Consider the following 18,698-nt stretch of genomic DNA (forward strand, 5'->3'; position numbering starts at 1 on the left):
GGGTGGCGGTGGTGGGACGTTCAAAGGCTCATCCTCTTTCTTTGGCGGTAAATCATCCAATACAATATCCACGGATTTTTCTTCTGCAGGTAAGTTCGGGATAATGTACTTCTGATAAGTCCAGGCCCCGCCAAACACAAGAGTAAACACCCCCACCCCGATAAATACCGCACGATTCAGGAATCTGGCGTAGTTCTTCCTGAGAAAATAGGCTCCGTACTCTTTGTTACGGTTCTCAAAGACAATGTCGTCTAAGGTCACTTTTTGTTGTTCATTAGCCATAGTCATAGATTTTAACGTTAATGATTGTTAACCCCCCTGATCGTGAAGCAAGACTTCATACAAGCCTTGCCCGGCATTAAAACCGGTGATCAAATCAGCTATTTTTCAATCACAAAACAATATAACTAAATTTATAGTTAATAAACTAGTTATTTAGTTAAAATATTTTGTCTGACGCTAAATAAAAAAGAGAGCCCTTTAAGGAGACTCTCTTTTTGACAAAATTGATAAGAAATCGGGGTTATAATGATCCGTGTGGATTTATTATTCTGATTTGTTTAGGGTCAATTCCTGTTACTCTAATCTGTAAAATACCGGCATGTTGTAGTACACCCTGACACTTTTACCGTTTTGTTTGGCCGGGCTCCACCTGGGCATCGATTTAATGACCCTGGCGGCTTCTTCATCACAACCAAACCCGATACCTTTCAAGATTTCGATGGAGCCTATTGATCCGTCCTTTTCCACCACAAACTTCACAAAGACCCGTCCGGAAATATTGCCTCTTTGTGCCGCTGATGGGTATTTGATATGTGAGTTAATAAACTTATACATTTCAGCCATTCCTCCGGGGAACTCCGGCAACTTCTCAACAGTTTCGAAGATCCTATTATCCTCAGTTTTTTCAGGCTCCGCAGGTTTGACAACCTCAACGGGAGTACCGGGTTCTGTAAATGGAGGCACCTCTCCCGTTCCTTCTATTGTAGTGCCTGAAATGACATTAACTTCAAGGACATCTGTTGAAGGTATGACATCTTCCGTTAAAGTAAGGTCAGTTACAGGCTCAGGCTCTACAAACCTGATTTGAGGTGCAGCTGCTTTAATGACATCTTTTTTTAATGTTTCTACCGGCTTCTTATATTCATGATACGGCTTAGGATTAAAGATTACTTCTCTGCCAGGCACCTCCGGACTTTCAAAGACATACTTCTGGTAAGTCCAGGCACCTCCAAAAATCAGGGTAAATATCCCCACCCCAATTACTACTGCCCTGTTCAGGTGATTAGCATAATTTTTTCTCAGGAAATAGGCACCGTAATCTTTGTTACGGTTTTCGAAGACGATGTCGTCCAATGTTACTTTTTCAGGGTCATTGCTCATAGCTGTAAATTGTTTAGATTAAATAATCAGTCATTTATGACTTAGCCTGACTTTAAATCTCAACTGAAATAAAGTATCAACCAAGCCATAAACAAATATAACTAAATATTTAGTTATAAAACTATTTATTTAGTTAAAATATTTTTCAGCTATAAAACAAAAAAAATGAGCCATCTAAGATGACTCATTTTTTTCTTTGAAAATATTGTAAGACCGGTACATCCGGAACAAACCATATAATATCAGAACAATTCCTAAAGACAAGCTGACATAAGGCTCAAGCTGTACAAAAAACCATCCTTTCTGAATGATAAATCCCCCGCTTATTAAATAGGCTACTCCAATAAAAAACTGCAGAAACCCCTTAAATCTATTTGCTTGCTGGTTAAAATTATTTCTATTATAGGGCATGTTACTCTAACTGGTAAAAGACAGGCATGTTATAGTAAACCCTAACGTTTTTACCGTTTTGTCTACCAGGATTCCATTTTGGCATTGACTTGATAACCCTGATGGCTTCTTCATCGCAACCGAACCCGATACCCTTTAAAACTTCTACTGAACCGATCGATCCGTCTTTCTCAACAACGAACTTAACAAAAACCCTTCCTGAAATGTTAGCACGCTGTGCTGCAGAAGGATATTTGATGTTACCATTGATGTACTTGTACATCTCTGATTGTCCGCCCGGGAACTCCGGTTGCTGCTCAACCGCCGTAAAGATTTGTTCTTCAGCTGGTTTCTCAAGAGCAACCTCAACCTTTGGAGGCGGAGCTGGTGGCGGGGTAAATGCAGAGACTGCATCAACACCTTCCACTGTTTTATTTGAGATAACTTTATTCTCAATTTCTTCCACCTTTGGTGGTGGCTCCTCAATAATTACCTCTTCATCCTTTTTAGGCTCAGGAGGTAAGAACTTGATCTGGGCCACTTCCGGTGCCGGTGGCGGCGGTGGTGGCGGTGGTGGTGGTGGTGGTACGTCAAGAGGCTTTTCTTCCTCCTTCTGAACCATATCTTCCAATACGATATCTACTGCTTTTTCTTCTTTAGGAAGGTTAGGTAAAATGTATTTCTGATATGTCCAAGCTCCACCAAAAACCACTGTGAATATCCCAACTCCTATGAAAACCGCACGGTTCAGGAATCTGGAATAGTTCTTTCTTAGAAAATAGGCTCCGTACTCTTTGTTACGGTTTTCGAACACCATATCATCTAAGGTAACTTTTTCTGGTTTATTACTCATAGTTTTAAATGTTTGTCCTGGTCAATTATTCGACCGACTTTGGTGTTTTGATCTTGGCTGCATAGGCATCCTTCTCAGATTGCTGAAGGTCTACGATTGCATAAATCTTATTGTCAGTAATCGCCATTTCATCTAAGATATCAACTGTATTCTTAAAGTTAGCATCGTCAGTAGGCTTAATAATGATAGTGAATTTCTCTTGATCAAGAGCTTTTTTCTTCTTATCAATTATTTCTGCTCTGATACCTTCTTTAGAATAATCAGTTTCATGAAAATCGACATCCTTAACATCTGCAGCTGCCTGCTGATACCAAAAAATCCTGTCATCCTTACCCATAACAATGGTAATGGTGTTCGAAAGTTTGATATCTGCCGTTTCCTGCTTCTCTTTATCGTCATCCTTCTCAGGCATACTCAGCTTCATCATGTTCGGTTTACTGAAAGTAGTCGTAAACATGAAGAAAGTAATCAGAAGGAAGCCAAGGTCTACCATTGGCGTCATGTCAGGTTTGCCTCCGCCCTTTTTGGACCTTACCTTACCACCCTTGTCGCCTTTACCACTGGATTCTTGTATTTCTGCCATTTTTAATTTTGTTTAAAATTTGATAGTAAATCTTACGATTCACCTTTAGTAATCAGCTTAAATTTATTAATCTTAGCCTTTCCAAATTCGTCAAACAAAATTTTAATGAAAGGGTATCCTGTTTTAACGTCACCTCTGATGGCCAGAGAGCCTGAAGGATTGGTTTCTGTATAAACTTTAACCCAGTCAACTAATTCCGTATCGACAGAATCACATGGTATCCCTGTCAAAGCCACTCTCGATCTGTCTCCTTCCGACATAGAAAGATAAGACTTAAGAGCTTTTTGGGAAACACCCACTTCAGCAAGTTTGGTGAAAGTATTTTGTTCCGTTGTAGTCAATCCTAAATTGTATTTTTCGTTCAATTTAGCAATAAAAGGACGTCTTTCTATCGGATCTACTATTCCAAAATAATATTTACCTGTAGGGTCAACCGAGATTGTTCCCACATTTTTTTCTTCAACTTTAGTTTGAGAAACGGAAGATGGTGTTGTAATGGTTACCGACTCCTGACTCTTGAATTGAGTAGTCATGATAAAGAAGGTAAGCAAAAGGAATGCTACATCACACATCGCCGTCATATCCATAGCCGGACCGTGGCGTTTTGGTTTAACTGCTGCCATTGTAATATTCTATTTTATAATTTAACGATTAAAAGATTTAAAAATTAGTTATGAGCTGAGAAATTTTGTTGAAGGCTCATTCCAATTTCGTCCACTTTGTATGTTAAAGTATCAATCTGCGAAGTAAAGAAGTTATAAACAACGATCGCAATAGCAGAAGTACCGATACCCAAACCTGTGTTGATCAAGGCTTCAGCGATACCTGTTGCAAGAGCTGCAGCATCAGGAGCTCCACCACCATCACCAAGAGCAAAGAAGGCTCTGATCATACCAAGTACCGTTCCTAGTAGGGCTACAAGGGTTGCAACTGAAGCTAATGTAGATAAAACGGTAAGGTTTTTCTCCAACATAGGAAGCTCAAGTGAAGTTGCTTCTTCGATTTCTTTCTGAAGAGCAGCCAGTTTCTGATCTTTAGTAAGGTCAGTGTCAGTAGTCAGTTGGCTGTACTTCTGCAAAGCAGTTTTGGTAACGTTTCCAACAGTACCTTTTTGTTTGTCACATTCTTTAACAGCATCAGCAATGTTGTTCTGATCTAATAGAGTACGTACTTTCTTAACAAAAGTATCAAGGTCTCCAGAACCACCCGCTTTACCGATAGTGATGAATCTTTCGATTGAGAAAACCAATACAGTAAGCATGAAAGTGATAAGGATAGGTACAATAACACCACCAGAATAGATGATACCAAGAGCATTTACTGGCTTGTGTTTTACGTCCGGATCTTTAAAGTTGGCGTCGTCTCCTAACAAGAAATACCAGATGCAGAATGAAATGATAAATAACACCGGGATAACAATAGCTGGACTAATTCCACCGGATGATTTTTTTGCCGCTACTTTCTTTGCAGCTGGTGCGTTTGTCTTTTTTTCCATTAGATTAGAAAATTTTTAGGGTTTTTAAAAAACAATTAATTTGAAAATGAGTAAAAAAATAATTTAAATTTTTTAGGATTGAATAGCTAATCATAGGAAAAGTTCCACTAACCAGTATATCAAATCTTTGGCAATTCTAAGTAAAAACATTGAAACTTAAAATAATTTGAATTAGATTTTTTTTCTAAAAAGTAAATTAGACACCTGCAAGGCTTTGAATTAATTCGTGTCTAATTTACATTTTTTATCTTTAACGGTTCAAAATGAACTCTTTAATTTAAAATTTGGCTATCATAAGCTTCTGCATATTATTTTTTGGTTACATGCAAAAAAAACAGAATTTATCAAGGCTTATTACTGTCCACTACAATCCTTTTGTCCCTGTTTACCAAATCCCAGCTGGTATAGAAAACCAGTTTTACAATCTCACTGTACTTTTTGAATAATATCTTTTCGACATCATCACCCGGCTTGTGGTAATCAACGTGTACACCTGTAAAGTAAAACAGTACCGGTATGCCTTTCTTCGCGAAATTATAATGATCGGAACGGTAATAAAACCTGTTCGGATCCTTAGGGTCATTATAAGTATAGTCAAGATCGAACTTCACCGTTTCGGCATTGGCTTTTTCGCTGATGGCATGGAGTTCTGACGACAACTTATCCGATCCTATAAGATAGACGTAATTCGGATTGTTTTCGTGTGCTTTGTCAATTCTTCCGATCATATCTATATTAAGATCGCAGACGGTGTTCTTCAAAGGAATAACCGGATCTACGTCCGTATAATACTGTGAACCCAGAAGCCCTTTTTCTTCTCCGGTCACGGTCATGAACAAAATGCTGCGTCTCGGGCCTTTTCCTTCGGCCTTGGCTTTGGCATAGGCCTCCGCCAGCTCCAGCACAGCACAGGTTCCCGACCCGTCGTCATCTGCCCCGTTATATATTTCACCTTTGGCATCAACCCCCACGTGATCATAATGGGCGGTGATCACAACCACTTCATCTTTCAGATCAGTGCCTTCCATAAAACCAAGTACATTGGAGGTTTCAACGATCTCGTCTCCCCTCTCCGACTTTAAAGTAATGGTCGTTTTCTTTGGTGATTTTGCCTTACCGGTGCCCATCTTTAGTGCGGCGAGTTTCGCAGGTTTCAGATCAAGAATTTCAGCGGCCATTTCACTTGAAATGGTGAAAGTCGCATTTTTAGTTTCTACATCATTAGGCGTTTTTTCAAAAACCATGCGGTTAAACCTCGAAAGCACTGCTTTTCTTTCTGCGGTCAGTGTTTTGAATTTTTCTGCGTCTGCATCCGAAATTTCGAAGAAATAACCCGCTCCCAGATCAGAGGCCAGTTTCACTTTCTTTTTGATGCCGTTAGTACCGGACCATTCCGAATCTTTACTTTTACTGTAGAGGAAATTACCGTCTTTATCTTTAGGCTCTCCTTCGAAAAATATCACCGCTTTGTCTTTCAGGTCAAGGCCTTTGAAATCATTGCGGCTGTCATTCTGAATACCATATCCTGCGAAAACAATCTCCAGGTTTTTCTCCTGCGGAATGTTGATAATGCCATTGGGATAGAAATCTTTGAAGAATACTTTCTTTTTATTGTTGATTTTGATGTAAACCTCTTTCCAGCCTTTTTTGTATAGGTTGAAGGTCTGAAAATAGCTTTTTTGTCCGTTTTTCAGCGGAACAATAGCCTGAAGTCCCAGTTTTTGAAAATGATCGGCTATGTATTTCGCCGCTTTTTTTTGTCCCTCCGATCCTGTGTCACGTCCTTGCAATTCATCTGAAGCTATGTAGGTCAGGTGTTTTTTCAGATCTTCTTCACTGATGGTTGATGAGTAAATGTCAGCTGTTTTTTGAGCAAAAGCCATTTGGCCCATGGTCAAAAACAGCATAAATAAGCTTGTTTTTTTCATTCAGAAATTTAGTTTAAAGTTAACTAATCGTAAAAATAAAAAAAATACCCAAAAACAAATTGTTTTAACAAGCAATTTACATTTTGTACTTTTGCAGAAGTTTTTAACAATTACACTTTAGATTCATTAAATGAAAATAAACCTTAATGCCCGGGAGAAATTCGAAGGAAGACATCACGGAAAAAGTCAAAGAGAAATTGAAGCGATGTGTGCCACCATCGGTGTTGAAAGTGTGGACCAACTGATTGACGAAACAGTACCGGAAATAATCCGCCTCTCCAAAAAACTCAATTTACCTGCTGCTCTTTCTGAAGTAGATTTCTTAAAAAATTTCAGGGCTATTGCCGATAAAAACAAGATTTTCAAATCGTTCATCGGCACCGGGTATTACGATACCGTCGTACCGAATGTAATCCTGAGAAATATTCTTGAAAATCCGGCCTGGTATACGGCCTATACCCCATACCAGGCTGAGATCGCCCAGGGGCGTCTTGAAATGTTGCTTAATTTCCAGACCATTGTGGCTGATCTGACAGGAATGGAAATCGCCAATGCCTCCCTTCTGGATGAAGGAACTGCAGCTGCCGAAGCGATGGCGATGTTGCACTCCCTGAGAAAAGGAACCAAAAAAGGAGCCGATCTTTTCTTCGTTTCTGAATTATGCCACCCTCAGACCATTGACGTGGTCATCGGAAGAGCCAAACCTCTGGGTATCGATATCCTGGTAGGCGATCATCTGAAAATGGACGTGACCAACAATGAGATTTTTGGTGTTTTGTTACAAAACCCGACTACCCAGGGAGAAGTTTTTGACTATTCTGATTATATAGCCGCTCTTCACGAAAACGATATCAAGGCTTGTGTGGCGGTAGACCTGCTTTCACTGACTTTGTTTAAATCGCCTGGTGAAATGGGAGCAGATGCCGTTATCGGTACTTCCCAGAGGTTAGGTGTTCCGATGGGATTCGGAGGACCGCACGCGGCGTTCTTTGCCACACATGATGAATTCAAAAGACAAATTCCGGGCCGTATCATCGGCCAATCTATTGACGCCGAAGGAAATGTTGCCTTAAGAATGGCTCTTCAAACCCGTGAACAACACATCAGGAGAGAAAAAGCCACTTCCAATATATGTACTGCCCAGGTGCTTCTCTCTGTGATGTCAGCTGCTTACAGCATCTACCACGGACCGGAAGGCCTGAAAGAAATTGCCCTGAAAATTCATGGCCTGACGAAGGCGTTTGCCAATGCAGTTCAGGGACTTGACTACAGGGTTCTGAACAACAATTACTTTGACACCATCACCCTGGATGTTACCGATAACTCGGGTATCAGAGAAGCGGCTTTGAAAAGAGGCGTTAACCTGAGATACCATGGTACTGAAGATGTAAGCATTTCTTTTGACGAAACCAAAACCGTTGAAGACGTTTCTGTCCTGCTTGAGATCTTTGCAGAAGCCCGCGGCGAAAATGTCCTGCTCAACCTGAAATCAGATGTTGAGGTTGAAATAGCCGCCGAAGTAGCCAGAACAAGCACTTTCATGCAGCACAAGGTTTTCAACAGTTATCATACCGAGCACGAAATGCTCAGATACCTGAAATCCCTGGAATCTAAAGACCTTTCCCTGGTCCATTCGATGATTTCACTGGGTAGCTGTACCATGAAACTGAACGCTACGGCAGAGATGATCCCTGTAACCTGGCCTCAGATCGGAAGCATTCACCCGTTTGCTCCGAAAGACCAGACTGCAGGTTACCAGGAAATTTTCGACAATTTATCCCAATGGCTTTGCGAGATAACCGGTTTTGACGCGATGTCGCTTCAACCCAACTCCGGAGCTCAGGGAGAATACGCCGGTCTGATGGTTATCCGTGCCTATCATGAAAGCAGAGGAGATGCCAACCGCAATGTGGCCCTGATTCCTTCATCGGCTCATGGTACCAATCCTGCTTCTGCCGTCATGGCCGGAATGAAGGTAGTCGTATCCAAATGTGATGAAAAAGGAAACATTGACCTGGATGACCTGAAAGAAAAAGCGGCTCAGTATTCAGACAGCCTGGCTTGTCTGATGGTCACTTATCCTTCTACCCACGGTGTTTTTGAAGAGTCTATTATTGAGATCTGCGAGCTTATCCATCAGCATGGCGGAAGGGTTTATATGGACGGTGCCAACATGAATGCCCAGGTGGGCCTAACCTCTCCTGCAAGCATCGGGGCGGACGTTTGTCACCTGAACCTTCACAAGACTTTCTGTATTCCTCACGGTGGCGGCGGACCTGGTATGGGACCTATCGGCGTCGTGAAAGACCTTGCTCCTTTCCTTCCGGGGAATGCGGTGGTTGAAACAGGCGGAGAAAACAGCATTCACGCTATATCTGCTGCTCCGTGGGGCAGTGCCAGCATCCTGCCTATCTCTTACGCTTACATAGCCATGATGGGTGGTGAAGGACTTACCAATGCTACCAAATATGCGATCTTCAATGCCAACTATATGAAGTCGAGACTGGAGAAGCACTTTGAAATCCTTTATACAGGAGCGAACGGACACTGTGCCCATGAAATGATCGTGGATTGCAGACCATTCAAGCTTTCTGCAGGCGTTGAAGTGGAAGACATCGCCAAAAGATTAATGGATTATGGTTTCCATGCTCCTACAGTATCGTTCCCTGTGGCAGGTACTCTGATGATTGAACCAACCGAGTCTGAATCCAAACAGGAACTTGACCGTTTCTGTGACGCTTTGATCTCTATCAGGGCCGAAATCAGCGAAATAGAAGAAGGCAATGCTCCGAAAGAGAATAACGTCCTTAAAAATGCTCCTCATACCATGAGAGTCGTGATGGCAGAGAACTGGGATAAAACCTATTCAAGGGAACAGGCGGCATTTCCGTTTGACAGCCTGAGATTCAACAAATTCTGGCCGTCAGTAAGCAGGATCGATTCTGCTTATGGGGACAGAAACCTGATCTGTGCCTGTTCTCCTATCGAGGAATATGCTGAAGAGCAAAAGAATTAATACGATATAAAAAGTATGAACGCCACTAAAATACCTTTAGTGGCGTTTGTTTTAATTTAAAATGACAACAGCATTCGCAAACGCTTTAATGAATCAGTACGGAAGTGAAAAAACTCCGTTTTTGTTTGTTATTGATTTTGAAATGGAGAAGCCATTTGTTGTCAGACTGGATGATCTGAAAAATGAGAATATCAGGTGTGCCATCCATGATGGCATCATAGATTTTGAATTTACCGGTCCATCGCAACAATCCGTCAAATCTGTCATTATTGAGAAAGAGGTCATTGACTTCCCGACCTACCAAAAAGCCTTTGATCTTGTAAAAAACAACCTCCTGGCCGGCAATTCTTTTCTGACGAATCTTACGGTTGAAACTCCCGTCAGCTTAAATGCGAGTCTGGATCTTATTTTTGACAAAGCCAATGCCAAATACAAGCTTTATTTCAAAGACTTGTTTCTGTGCTTTTCTCCGGAGACTTTCGTACAGATCGACCCCGATGGCAAAATCTCTTCATTCCCGATGAAAGGAACAATTGACGCTGAAATTCCGGGGGCCAAAGAAATCATCATGAAGGATGAAAAAGAACTTTTTGAGCATACCACCATCGTGGATCTGATCAGGAACGATCTGAGTAAAGTCTGCAGCAAAGTGTGGGTGGAAGATTTCAGGTACATTGAAAACATCTCAAAAGAAGGCGGCGGGGAACTGCTGCAGGTAAGTTCAAAAGTGAGCGGACTGCTGCCCTCTGACTGGCAGCATCATATAGGTGACATCATTTCAAGTATGCTGCCCGCCGGCTCCATTTCGGGTGCCCCCAAACCCAAAACACTTGAGATCATCCGGGAAGCTGAAAAGATTACTTATCATAAAAACCATAAAAGGGGATATTATACAGGAATTTTCGGGATATTTGACGGAAAACAGTTAAGCTCGGGGGTGATGATCCGGTATATAGAAAACACACCTTCAGGTTTGGTTTATAAAAGCGGCGGGGGAATTACCGCCCGAAGCTCTGCAGGAAATGAATACCAGGAAATGATTCAGAAAATATATGTCCCGATTCTTTGAAACCATCAAAATTCTAAATGGTGAACCGCAGCAACTGACCTTTCACCAGAGGCGGTTTGAGGAAACCCGCCGGATCAATTATGGCGTTTTACCAAAAACTGAGCTTAAAGATATCATTGAAATCCCTGAGCATTTCAGAAGCGGCCTGGTGAGATGTCGAGTAGACTATGCCGAAAAACTAGAATCTGTCCACTTTTATCCTTATCAGATGAGTGCACACACCAAAATAAAGATCGTCGAAGCCGGTGATTTTGATTACTCTTTTAAGTTTTCAGACCGGACTTACTTTGGGGAGCAGTTATCGGCAGCGTCGGGATGTGATGACGTCATTTTCACCCGGGATGGCTTTCTGACTGATGCCTCCTATTCGAATCTTGTGCTGAGCAACAATGAAAAATGGTTTACACCAGACACTTACCTGCTCAACGGCACCAAAAGACAAAGGCTTTTATCCGAAAAGAAAATATCAGAAAAGAAAATTCATATCAATGATTTGATTAATTTCGAAAAAATTGCCTTCATCAATGCGATGCGGGATTTCGAAAGAGTATACTCTTTTATTCAAACAGACGATTATCTCATACTTAATCCTTCGACCTTATGAAATTTTTAGTTTTATTCTTCGTCCTTGCTTTACAACTAAGCTGTAAGCACTCCAAAAAAACAGCAGAGCCTCTTACTGAAAGATACAGACTCGTGGCAGGTACCACAAAAGAAGACCTTTCTGCCTGGCAAAAAAGCAAAGACTGGATGGAGGTTGATACTGAAACCGGCAACTTTAAAGGCGTCTTTCATCAGACTGATTTTTCAGGAAACTTTGTCATCAAAAAGGTTTCCCCGGGTTTTGCAAAAGGCTTCTATTATACTGTAGAACTGGGATTCCTGGAGAAAAATGCCACCGATTCCAAACGCTCCCTAGCCTTCTTCAGCAAACTTGAATCTGCCAAAAGACTCTACTTTTACCCTGATAAATTAATGGAACCCAACTGGATTTATCTTGAAATCAGCTCCGGCACCGATTCAGATCTGCTTAAATTTATTCTCAAAAAAGTTTGATTTATCCCATAAGCTTCTGCTATATTTGTGCCATCAATGTTATTATTCTTCTACGGACTGAAGTTCATAATTATTGATTTATAGAGACGAGGGGAGAGAATAGGCTCTTTGAACCTCGGGCAACCTGTCCCGCTTCATGCGATAAGGTGCCAATACCTACCTAAAAGGCCAATGCTTTTAGGATTTATAAACCAATCAGGCGTTCATCGTTTTTTTATTGGTTTTTTGTATACGGCAATATTGCTTGTACAATCGTTTTGGGAAGTTTCCCGGAACAAGAATTGAATATCTGTTAATGATTGAACGGACCGAGGTCTGTTATGAAAGAAGAAAAGAAATGCTGAATCACCAAGTATTTAAATACGAAACCCCATTCCAACTCGAAAACGGCGACTGGCTTCCGGAATTTGAACTGGCCTATACCACTTATGGCGTTTTAAATGAAGAGAAAGACAACGTCGTCTGGGTCTGTCACGCTTTTACGGGCAATTCCAATCCGTCCGACTGGTGGAGCGGGATGATTGGTGATAAAAGGCTTTTTAACCCCAACGAGCATTTTGTGGTTTGTGCCAATATCCTTGGTTCTCATTACGGCTCAACGAACCCGCTGAGTATTAATCCTGTAACGGGAGAGCCTTATTTTCACGATTTCCCATTTATTTCCAACCGCGACGTAGTCAATGCTTTTGAAATCCTTAAAAATCATCTCGGTATAGATAAAATCTTTACTTTGCTGGGGGGATCACTAGGCGGGCAACACGCTTTAGAGTGGGCCATCAGCCATCCCGATACTTTCGGGCAGGTTATCTTATTCTCAACCAATGCGGTTCATTCTCCCTGGGGAATCGCCTTTAATGAGTCGCAACGTATGGCCATTGAAGCTGACCCTACCTGGTCGGAAAGAAACGCCAAAGCCGGAATGGAAGGCATGAAGGTAGCCAGATCTATTGCCCTGATTTCGTACCGCAACTATGAAACCTATAACAGGACACAGTCCAGAGACGAAGGTCAGATAGACTTTTTCAGGGCCAATACCTATCAGAACTACCAGGGCGAAAAAATCCAGAGGCGTTTCAGTGCCTTTGCTTACTGGACCCTGTCTAAAATGTTCGACTCGCACGATGTAGGCCGGAACCGCGGTAGCATACAGGCTGCTTTGAACACGGTAAAAGCCAAATGCCTGGTGATCGGTATTACTTCAGATGTTCTCTTCCCTCCCGTTGAGCAGGCTTTTATTGCCGAACATATTCCGGGTGCTGTTTATACAGAAATAGATTCCACCTACGGACACGATGGCTTCCTGATCGAATTTGAAGCGATGACCAACGCTATCCTGGACTGGAGAAAGTCTTTTGACACCGTTCTTGCTGGATAATCAGAAGTTCTCTTTTATACTCTTACGGATATCGCTGAATTCTTCATGGGACAGGGTCTGTGCCGGGAATGGCTGCTGGACTTAAGCCTGAATCCGTCGTTTTTATATCCTGGAAAAGATGCAGGTTCATATGAAAAACTTCTGTCATGGCCGGCTGAATATCCATAAAAGCCAGGCACAGTTCATCTTCATGTATAATACTCACTTCGGCTTCTCCGGTATTAATCCTGCAAAAAATACATGCTTCCTTATCTTCCTCCATATCAGTTTCCGTTGTCGTCAGGCTTAAATCAAAAACACCAAACAATTGTCATTTAAAAAGGATTAGGTTGGGTTTATCTCCAAAATCAAAACGTATAGTTGACTTTTTGAGGGTTTATTTGTATATTGTAACTTCAGTCAATCCATGATTATTTCAGTTTCAAATCCAGCATATGCACCTGACCATAGAAAATATACTACTCATAGGCTCGACCTTGCTCATCATAAGTATTCTGGCAGGGAAGACCTCGTATAAATTCGGCGTCCCCACCCTGATCTTCTTTTTACTGGTGGGTATGCTGGCCGGATCTGAAGGTATTGGCAGAATCCCTTTTGACGACCCGAAACTTGCCCAGTTTATCGGTTTACTGGCCTTCAGCTTTATCTTGTTTTCGGGAGGGCTTGAAACCGACTGGAAATCTACCAGACCTATTTTGTGGCAAGGCGTGGCCCTCTCTACCGCGGGAATACTGCTCACGGCAGGTTCTGTCGCAGCATTTGTCTGGTACCTTACTGATTTTACCATTTATGAAAGCCTCTTACTGGGCTCTATTGTTTCTTCTACCGACGTAGCCGCTGTATTTTCCATATTAAGAGCCAAAAGTGTTTCACTGAAACACAACCTGAGGCCCACACTCGAACTTGAAAGCGGCAGCAATGACGCCATGGCCAATGTTCTCACGGTGGTTTTTACAGGCCTGGTCGTCAACCAGGATCAGAACCTGACCGACACCATTCCGTTTTTCCTCAAGCAGATTCTCATCGGTGGTGCTATGGGCTTTTTGCTGGGCAAAGCCAGCCGTTGGATGATCAATAAGATAAAGCTTGATTTTGAGGGACTTTACCCGGTACTGGTCATCGGTCTGATGATCTTTACTTTTTCAGCTACGGACTTTGCTGGTGGCAACGGTTTCCTTTCCATCTACATTTGCGGGGTGTACCTGGGTAACCATGACCTCATCCACAAAAAAGCCATCATCAAGGCCTTCGACGGGTTTGTATGGCTGATGCAGATTGTGCTCTTCCTGACCCTTGGGCTCCTGGTCTTTCCTTCCCAGATGATCCCGGTTATCGGTATCGGTTTACTGATTTCAGCCTTCCTGATATTTGTCGCCAGACCTTTGGCTGTTTTCATCAGTCTGGCGGGCTTTGATATCCAGAACAGGAGCAAATGGTTTATTTCCTGGGTAGGATTACGCGGAGCCGTCCCTATCGTTTTTGCGACTTATCCCCTTGTGGCCGGTATAGATAAGGCCAATATGATTTTTCACATTGTTTTCTTCATCTCCCTCACTTCCGTTTTAATCCAGGGCACCACCCTTCCGCTCGTCGCCCGGTGGCTGCACGTCTCTCTGCCGGATAAAGTAAAACCAAAAACCAATACCGATATTCAGCTCACAGAAAGTGTCAAATCCGAAATGACCGAAATCATACTTCCGCTTAATGCAAGCGTATCCGGTAAGCAGATCATTGACCTTGGTTTACCCAAAACCGTGAGCATTGCTTACGTTAAACGTGACGGCAAATACATCACCCCGGGTGGTTCAACCACTCTTCAGGGCAACGACAAACTTCTGATTCTTTCTGAAAATAAAGACACCCTCAGCAAAGTTTATGAAAGCCTGGAGCTGGTCTGATATCCCTTTCAAAGGAATACAATCTTATATTTTATAAAAAACTACCTTCAACTTAATAAAATATTTTAAAAAAAGAAGCTGTTCCTCATGGGCAATTCATGAAAATGTCTTAATTTTAAGGAACGTCACTTCCGGAGAAATCGACCTTCCCGGTTCTGTAATTAACCTTAACTTAATCTTTGCTCATGAAAATCAAAACTGATTTCCGTCGTTTCCGTCTGAAAAAGACACATCTGCTCTTACTTGCATTATTGGTTTTTACTACATCCGTATTTGCCCAGGCAAAAATTGACAGTCTCCTGCCTGTCCGCGGATTCTGTATTGAAGCCCCAAAATCAAAAAACGTTGAGACATTCGTAAAATTCATCAATGAGGAACTTGCCCCGAGAAAAGTCAATACGCTTATTCTCCGTGTGGATTTCAACTATGCTTTTGAAAGCCACCCTGAACTCAGGGATAAAGAAACCTTATCTAAAAAAGACATTAAAAAGCTCGTAAAAGCCTGCAAGGAAAACCAGATCAGGCTGATCCCCCAGATCAACCTGCTGGGCCACCAGTCATGGGCGGGCACTACCTATAACCTGCTACGCGAGTATCCCCAGTTTGATGAAACCCCTCATGTTAAAATGCCCGAAAAGTATGCCTGGCCGAATCCGGATGGTCTGTACTGTAAAAGCTATTGCCCGCTTCACCCGGACGTTCATAACGTCGTTTTTGCCCTAGTAGATGAAATCTGCGATGTTTTTGAAACAGACGCCTTCCACGCCGGGATGGACGAAGTATTCTATATCGGTGATGACAAATGCCCGAGATGTTCAGGACTTGACAAAGCCGATTTATATGCAGGAGAAGTTAACAAAATCAGGAATCACCTGGCCCTGAAAAACAGGAAACTCTGGATCTGGGGTGACAGGCTCATTGACGGCAAAACCACAGGTATGGGTATGTGGGAAGCCAGCTTCAATAATACGCACCGGGCCATCGACATGATTTATAAAGACGTTGTGATCTGTGACTGGCACTATGAAAGACCGGACCAGACCGCCGTTTACTTTGCCATGAAAGGTTTGAGTGTCATTACTTGTCCGTGGAGAATGCCTGAAATAGCAGTGAAGCAAACTAATGATATGGTAAAATTCAGAGAAACTGCCACTCCCCAGCTGAAAGACCGCTTCCGGGGCATGATGCAGACCGTCTGGACCGGTAACAGCCAGTTTCTGGATGAGTTCTACGGCAGAAAAGAAAGCACTGATAAAAACACAGCCACTAATTGCTTCAAAGCCATGTTCGGAGAAATCAGTAATCTTGAAAAAGCAAAACAATAAACTATGAAAACAGCCTTATCCAGAGTTTTCTCTATTGATGTTTTCAGGGCCCTGACCATGTTCCTGATGATCTTTGTCAATGATTTGTGGACATTGTCGGGCATTCCGCTCTGGCTGGAACACTCCGAGGCCCATGTCGATTTTCTTGGATTTGCAGATACAATATTCCCTTGCTTCCTGTTTATCCTTGGCATGTCTGTTCCCCTGGCCATCCAAAAAAGACTATCCAAAGGAGATACAAAAACAGAGATCATAAAACACATCATTATCCGATCAGCTGCACTGTTGATCATGGGTGTTTTTACGGTCAATGTTCCGGAGATCAATACAGAGGCTACAGGGCTAAGCTCGGCCTGGTTTCAGATACTGATGGTGTCAGGATTCTTCCTGATCTGGAATGTTTATCCTGAGAACGTCACAAAGACCGTTCGTATCATCCTTCAGGTGTCCGGAGCCGCCTTGCTGATCTTCCTGGCCGTTATATTCAGAGCCGGTGAGGCAGACAGCCTTAAAACCATGACACCTCAGTGGTGGGGCATCCTGGGCCTTATCGGGTGGTCTTATCTGACCTGTGCTCTTTTGTACCTGTTCACTTATAAAAACACCTTTGCCCTGATAGCTTCGGCAGCATTCTTTCTGCTGATCAATATCGCCGGGCACTCCGGATGGCTGAAACAGCTCTGGCCCGACGGACCCGGCGACTGGATATTAGGCAACGGAGCTTTTCATATTTTTACTTTTGCGGGCATTTTAGCTACCCTGGTGGCTGCTCAATATCAGCCACAGGAAAAACAGTCAAAACTCCCTCTTGTATTGATTGGCATCGGTGTAGTTGTTCTGATTTCAGGACTTTTCGCCCGGAACTTCTTTATCATATCCAAGATTTACGCCACCCCTACCTGGGTACTTATATGTTCGGGGATTGCTTACATTGCTTATGGAATCATTTATTATATCACCGATATCCGTAAAAAAGCCAACTGGTTTAACAGCATAAAAACAGCGGGAACAAGTACACTGACATGTTACTTAATTCCTTATATTTACTACAGTGTCGGCGAACTTGTTCCACTTGAATTACCGGAAAGTCTTAAAACCGAAGGTATTGGTTTAGTTAAATCAATTCTCTTTGCCTTTCTGATCATCTGGATCACCAAACTCCTCGGCAAAATACAGATCAAACTAAAAATCTGAAGATGGAAACAGAAACCAAATACCTTGACAGTGTCCGGAAAATGTTTTTGTACTATAAAACTTTAGGTGAAAAAGCCATGGAGCAGCTTGAACCTGAACAGCTATTTTATACTCCTGATGAAGATACCAACAGCATTGCCATGATTGTAAGACACATTCATGGCAATATGCTTTCCAGGTGGACTGATTTTCTGACCTCGGACGGAGAAAAAGACTGGCGTGACCGCGATGCGGAGTTCGAACAGCCGGTTGAAAACAAAGAGCTTCTTCTTCAACTCTGGCAAGAGGGCTGGGATTGCCTTTTAAAGGCCCTTGACGGGCTTAATGAAGACCAGATGAGCAGCATTGTCTATATCAGGAATGAAGGCCACACAGTGACCGAGGCCATCAATCGCCAGCTGGCCCACTATCCTTATCATATCGGACAAATCGTGTTTTTTGCCAAAATGCTTAAAAAAGAAAAATGGAACAGTCTTTCTATTCCGAAAAACCATTCCAAAAAATATAATGACGGTAAATTTGCTAACGAAAAAACGATCAGGAATTTTACAGACGAAGAACTTAAAAGGATAAAATAATCTCAGAAGTTTCTTTCGCCTTTCTCTCTCTTACCCAACATCACCGCTCCGGCCATCGCGATCAGGAACAAAACCGAAACCAGCTCAAATGGTAAAAGGTAATCCTGGTACAACACATTACCAAGGGTTTCAATCATACCCGTCTGAGATCTGAACGACTCAGGATTAAGATACTGCACTTCAGCTTTTTTTAGTGAACTGATGAGAATCAGGCCTAATAAACTCCCCAGAACAGTAGCCACAATCAGTACGGTGTTCCTGTTGAGTTCCGTACTCTCTTCTCTCAGGTTCAGGAACATGATCACAAATATGAACAAAACCATAATGGCCCCGGCATAAACAATGATATTGACGGCCGCCAGAAACTGGGCGTTCAGCATCACATAGTGTGCTGACAAAGAAAAGAAAGTAAGAATTAAATAGATAACGCTGTGTATCGGATTTTTAGACATGATCGTACCCAATGCTCCGAAAAGAGCCATCACCGACAGTCCGTAAAATGCCCATTGTGTTGGTGTAAGTGCCTTAACTACTTCTATATATTGATTCATTGTC

At 42.4% G+C, this 18,698-nt stretch carries 17 protein-coding genes, 1 pseudogene and 1 riboswitch; of the genes and pseudogenes, 9 read left to right on the forward strand and 9 right to left on the reverse strand.

The window, feature by feature from the left end:
• From GVN16_RS20830 to GVN16_RS20860, 7 genes and pseudogenes are all read right to left on the reverse strand, one after another.
• Positions 1-282, reverse strand: a pseudogene (locus GVN16_RS20830) (energy transducer TonB); the annotation flags it as partial.
• A 294-nt stretch (positions 283-576) separates the two neighbouring features.
• A complete protein-coding gene (locus tag GVN16_RS20835) occupies positions 577-1,383 on the reverse strand; it encodes an energy transducer TonB (protein WP_166565887.1) in 807 nt (268 codons plus the stop codon).
• Between the two features lie 412 nt (positions 1,384-1,795).
• Positions 1,796-2,626 (reverse strand): energy transducer TonB, encoded by an 831-nt coding sequence (locus GVN16_RS20840; protein ID WP_166565888.1) that lies wholly within the window; start codon positions 2,624-2,626, stop codon positions 1,796-1,798.
• A 25-nt stretch (positions 2,627-2,651) separates the two neighbouring features.
• Positions 2,652-3,209 carry a biopolymer transporter ExbD gene (locus GVN16_RS20845; protein ID WP_166565889.1) on the reverse strand — a complete coding sequence of 186 codons (558 nt, stop codon included), beginning with the start codon at positions 3,207-3,209 and terminating at the stop codon, positions 2,652-2,654.
• Between the two features lie 32 nt (positions 3,210-3,241).
• Complete coding sequence (locus tag GVN16_RS20850; protein WP_166565890.1) at positions 3,242-3,832, reverse strand: biopolymer transporter ExbD; 591 nt, start codon at positions 3,830-3,832, stop codon at positions 3,242-3,244.
• Between the two features lie 44 nt (positions 3,833-3,876).
• Positions 3,877-4,704 (reverse strand): MotA/TolQ/ExbB proton channel family protein, encoded by an 828-nt coding sequence (locus tag GVN16_RS20855; RefSeq protein WP_166565891.1) that lies wholly within the window; start codon positions 4,702-4,704, stop codon positions 3,877-3,879.
• A 344-nt stretch (positions 4,705-5,048) separates the two neighbouring features.
• Positions 5,049-6,632, reverse strand: a complete 1,584-nt coding sequence (locus GVN16_RS20860; protein WP_166565892.1) for a M28 family peptidase — start codon at positions 6,630-6,632, stop codon at positions 5,049-5,051.
• A gap of 130 nt (positions 6,633-6,762) precedes the next feature.
• Between GVN16_RS20860 and gcvP the strand changes: the two genes are divergently transcribed.
• From gcvP to metX, 5 genes are all read left to right on the forward strand, one after another.
• Positions 6,763-9,648: an aminomethyl-transferring glycine dehydrogenase gene (gene gcvP, locus GVN16_RS20865; protein WP_166565893.1), complete on the forward strand. Its 2,886-nt coding sequence runs from the start codon at positions 6,763-6,765 to the stop codon at positions 9,646-9,648.
• A gap of 61 nt (positions 9,649-9,709) precedes the next feature.
• Positions 9,710-10,717: an aminodeoxychorismate synthase component I gene (locus GVN16_RS20870; protein WP_166565894.1), complete on the forward strand. Its 1,008-nt coding sequence runs from the start codon at positions 9,710-9,712 to the stop codon at positions 10,715-10,717.
• Positions 10,701-11,321 carry an aminotransferase class IV gene (locus GVN16_RS20875; RefSeq protein ID WP_166565895.1) on the forward strand — a complete coding sequence of 207 codons (621 nt, stop codon included), beginning with the start codon at positions 10,701-10,703 and terminating at the stop codon, positions 11,319-11,321. Before GVN16_RS20870 ends, GVN16_RS20875 begins: the two co-directional genes overlap by 17 nt.
• Positions 11,318-11,773, forward strand: a complete 456-nt coding sequence (locus GVN16_RS20880) for a hypothetical protein (protein WP_166565896.1) — start codon at positions 11,318-11,320, stop codon at positions 11,771-11,773. The genes GVN16_RS20875 and GVN16_RS20880 overlap by 4 nt, the downstream gene beginning before the upstream one ends.
• A gap of 75 nt (positions 11,774-11,848) precedes the next feature.
• A riboswitch (SAM riboswitch) is annotated at positions 11,849-11,966 on the forward strand.
• A 144-nt stretch (positions 11,967-12,110) separates the two neighbouring features.
• Positions 12,111-13,148, forward strand: a complete 1,038-nt coding sequence (metX, locus tag GVN16_RS20885) for a homoserine O-acetyltransferase (protein WP_166565897.1) — start codon at positions 12,111-12,113, stop codon at positions 13,146-13,148.
• Positions 13,149-13,191: 43 nt separating this feature from the next.
• Here the strand turns inward: metX and GVN16_RS20890 are convergent, their stop codons facing one another.
• Positions 13,192-13,410 carry an HIT family protein gene (locus tag GVN16_RS20890; RefSeq protein ID WP_205748936.1) on the reverse strand — a complete coding sequence of 73 codons (219 nt, stop codon included), beginning with the start codon at positions 13,408-13,410 and terminating at the stop codon, positions 13,192-13,194.
• Positions 13,411-13,582: 172 nt separating this feature from the next.
• Here GVN16_RS20890 and GVN16_RS20895 point away from each other — a divergent pair, with 172 nt between their 5' ends.
• The 4 genes from GVN16_RS20895 (at position 13,583) to GVN16_RS20910 (ending at position 18,143) form a co-directional block, all read left to right on the forward strand.
• Positions 13,583-15,046, forward strand: a complete 1,464-nt coding sequence (locus GVN16_RS20895) for a potassium/proton antiporter (protein ID WP_166565898.1) — start codon at positions 13,583-13,585, stop codon at positions 15,044-15,046.
• 185 nt (positions 15,047-15,231) lie between these two features.
• Complete coding sequence (locus tag GVN16_RS20900) at positions 15,232-16,371, forward strand: family 20 glycosylhydrolase (RefSeq protein ID WP_166565899.1); 1,140 nt, start codon at positions 15,232-15,234, stop codon at positions 16,369-16,371.
• A 3-nt stretch (positions 16,372-16,374) separates the two neighbouring features.
• Positions 16,375-17,565, forward strand: coding sequence for a heparan-alpha-glucosaminide N-acetyltransferase domain-containing protein (locus GVN16_RS20905; RefSeq protein WP_166565900.1), 1,191 nt, complete (start codon positions 16,375-16,377; stop codon positions 17,563-17,565).
• A gap of 2 nt (positions 17,566-17,567) precedes the next feature.
• The gene (locus GVN16_RS20910; protein WP_166565901.1) at positions 17,568-18,143 is read left to right on the forward strand and encodes a DUF1572 family protein; all 576 of its coding nucleotides are present in this window, start codon (positions 17,568-17,570) and stop codon (positions 18,141-18,143) included.
• Positions 18,144-18,145: 2 nt separating this feature from the next.
• Here GVN16_RS20910 and GVN16_RS20915 read toward each other — a convergent pair whose 3' ends face one another.
• Entirely contained in the window at positions 18,146-18,694 is a 549-nt protein-coding gene (locus GVN16_RS20915; protein WP_166565902.1) for an NADH-quinone oxidoreductase subunit J, read from the reverse strand.
• Positions 18,695-18,698 lie beyond the last annotated feature (4 nt).

It is taken from the genome of Emticicia sp. CRIBPO, from assembly GCF_009905725.1.
In the GTDB taxonomy this organism is placed as follows: domain Bacteria; phylum Bacteroidota; class Bacteroidia; order Cytophagales; family Spirosomataceae; genus Leadbetterella.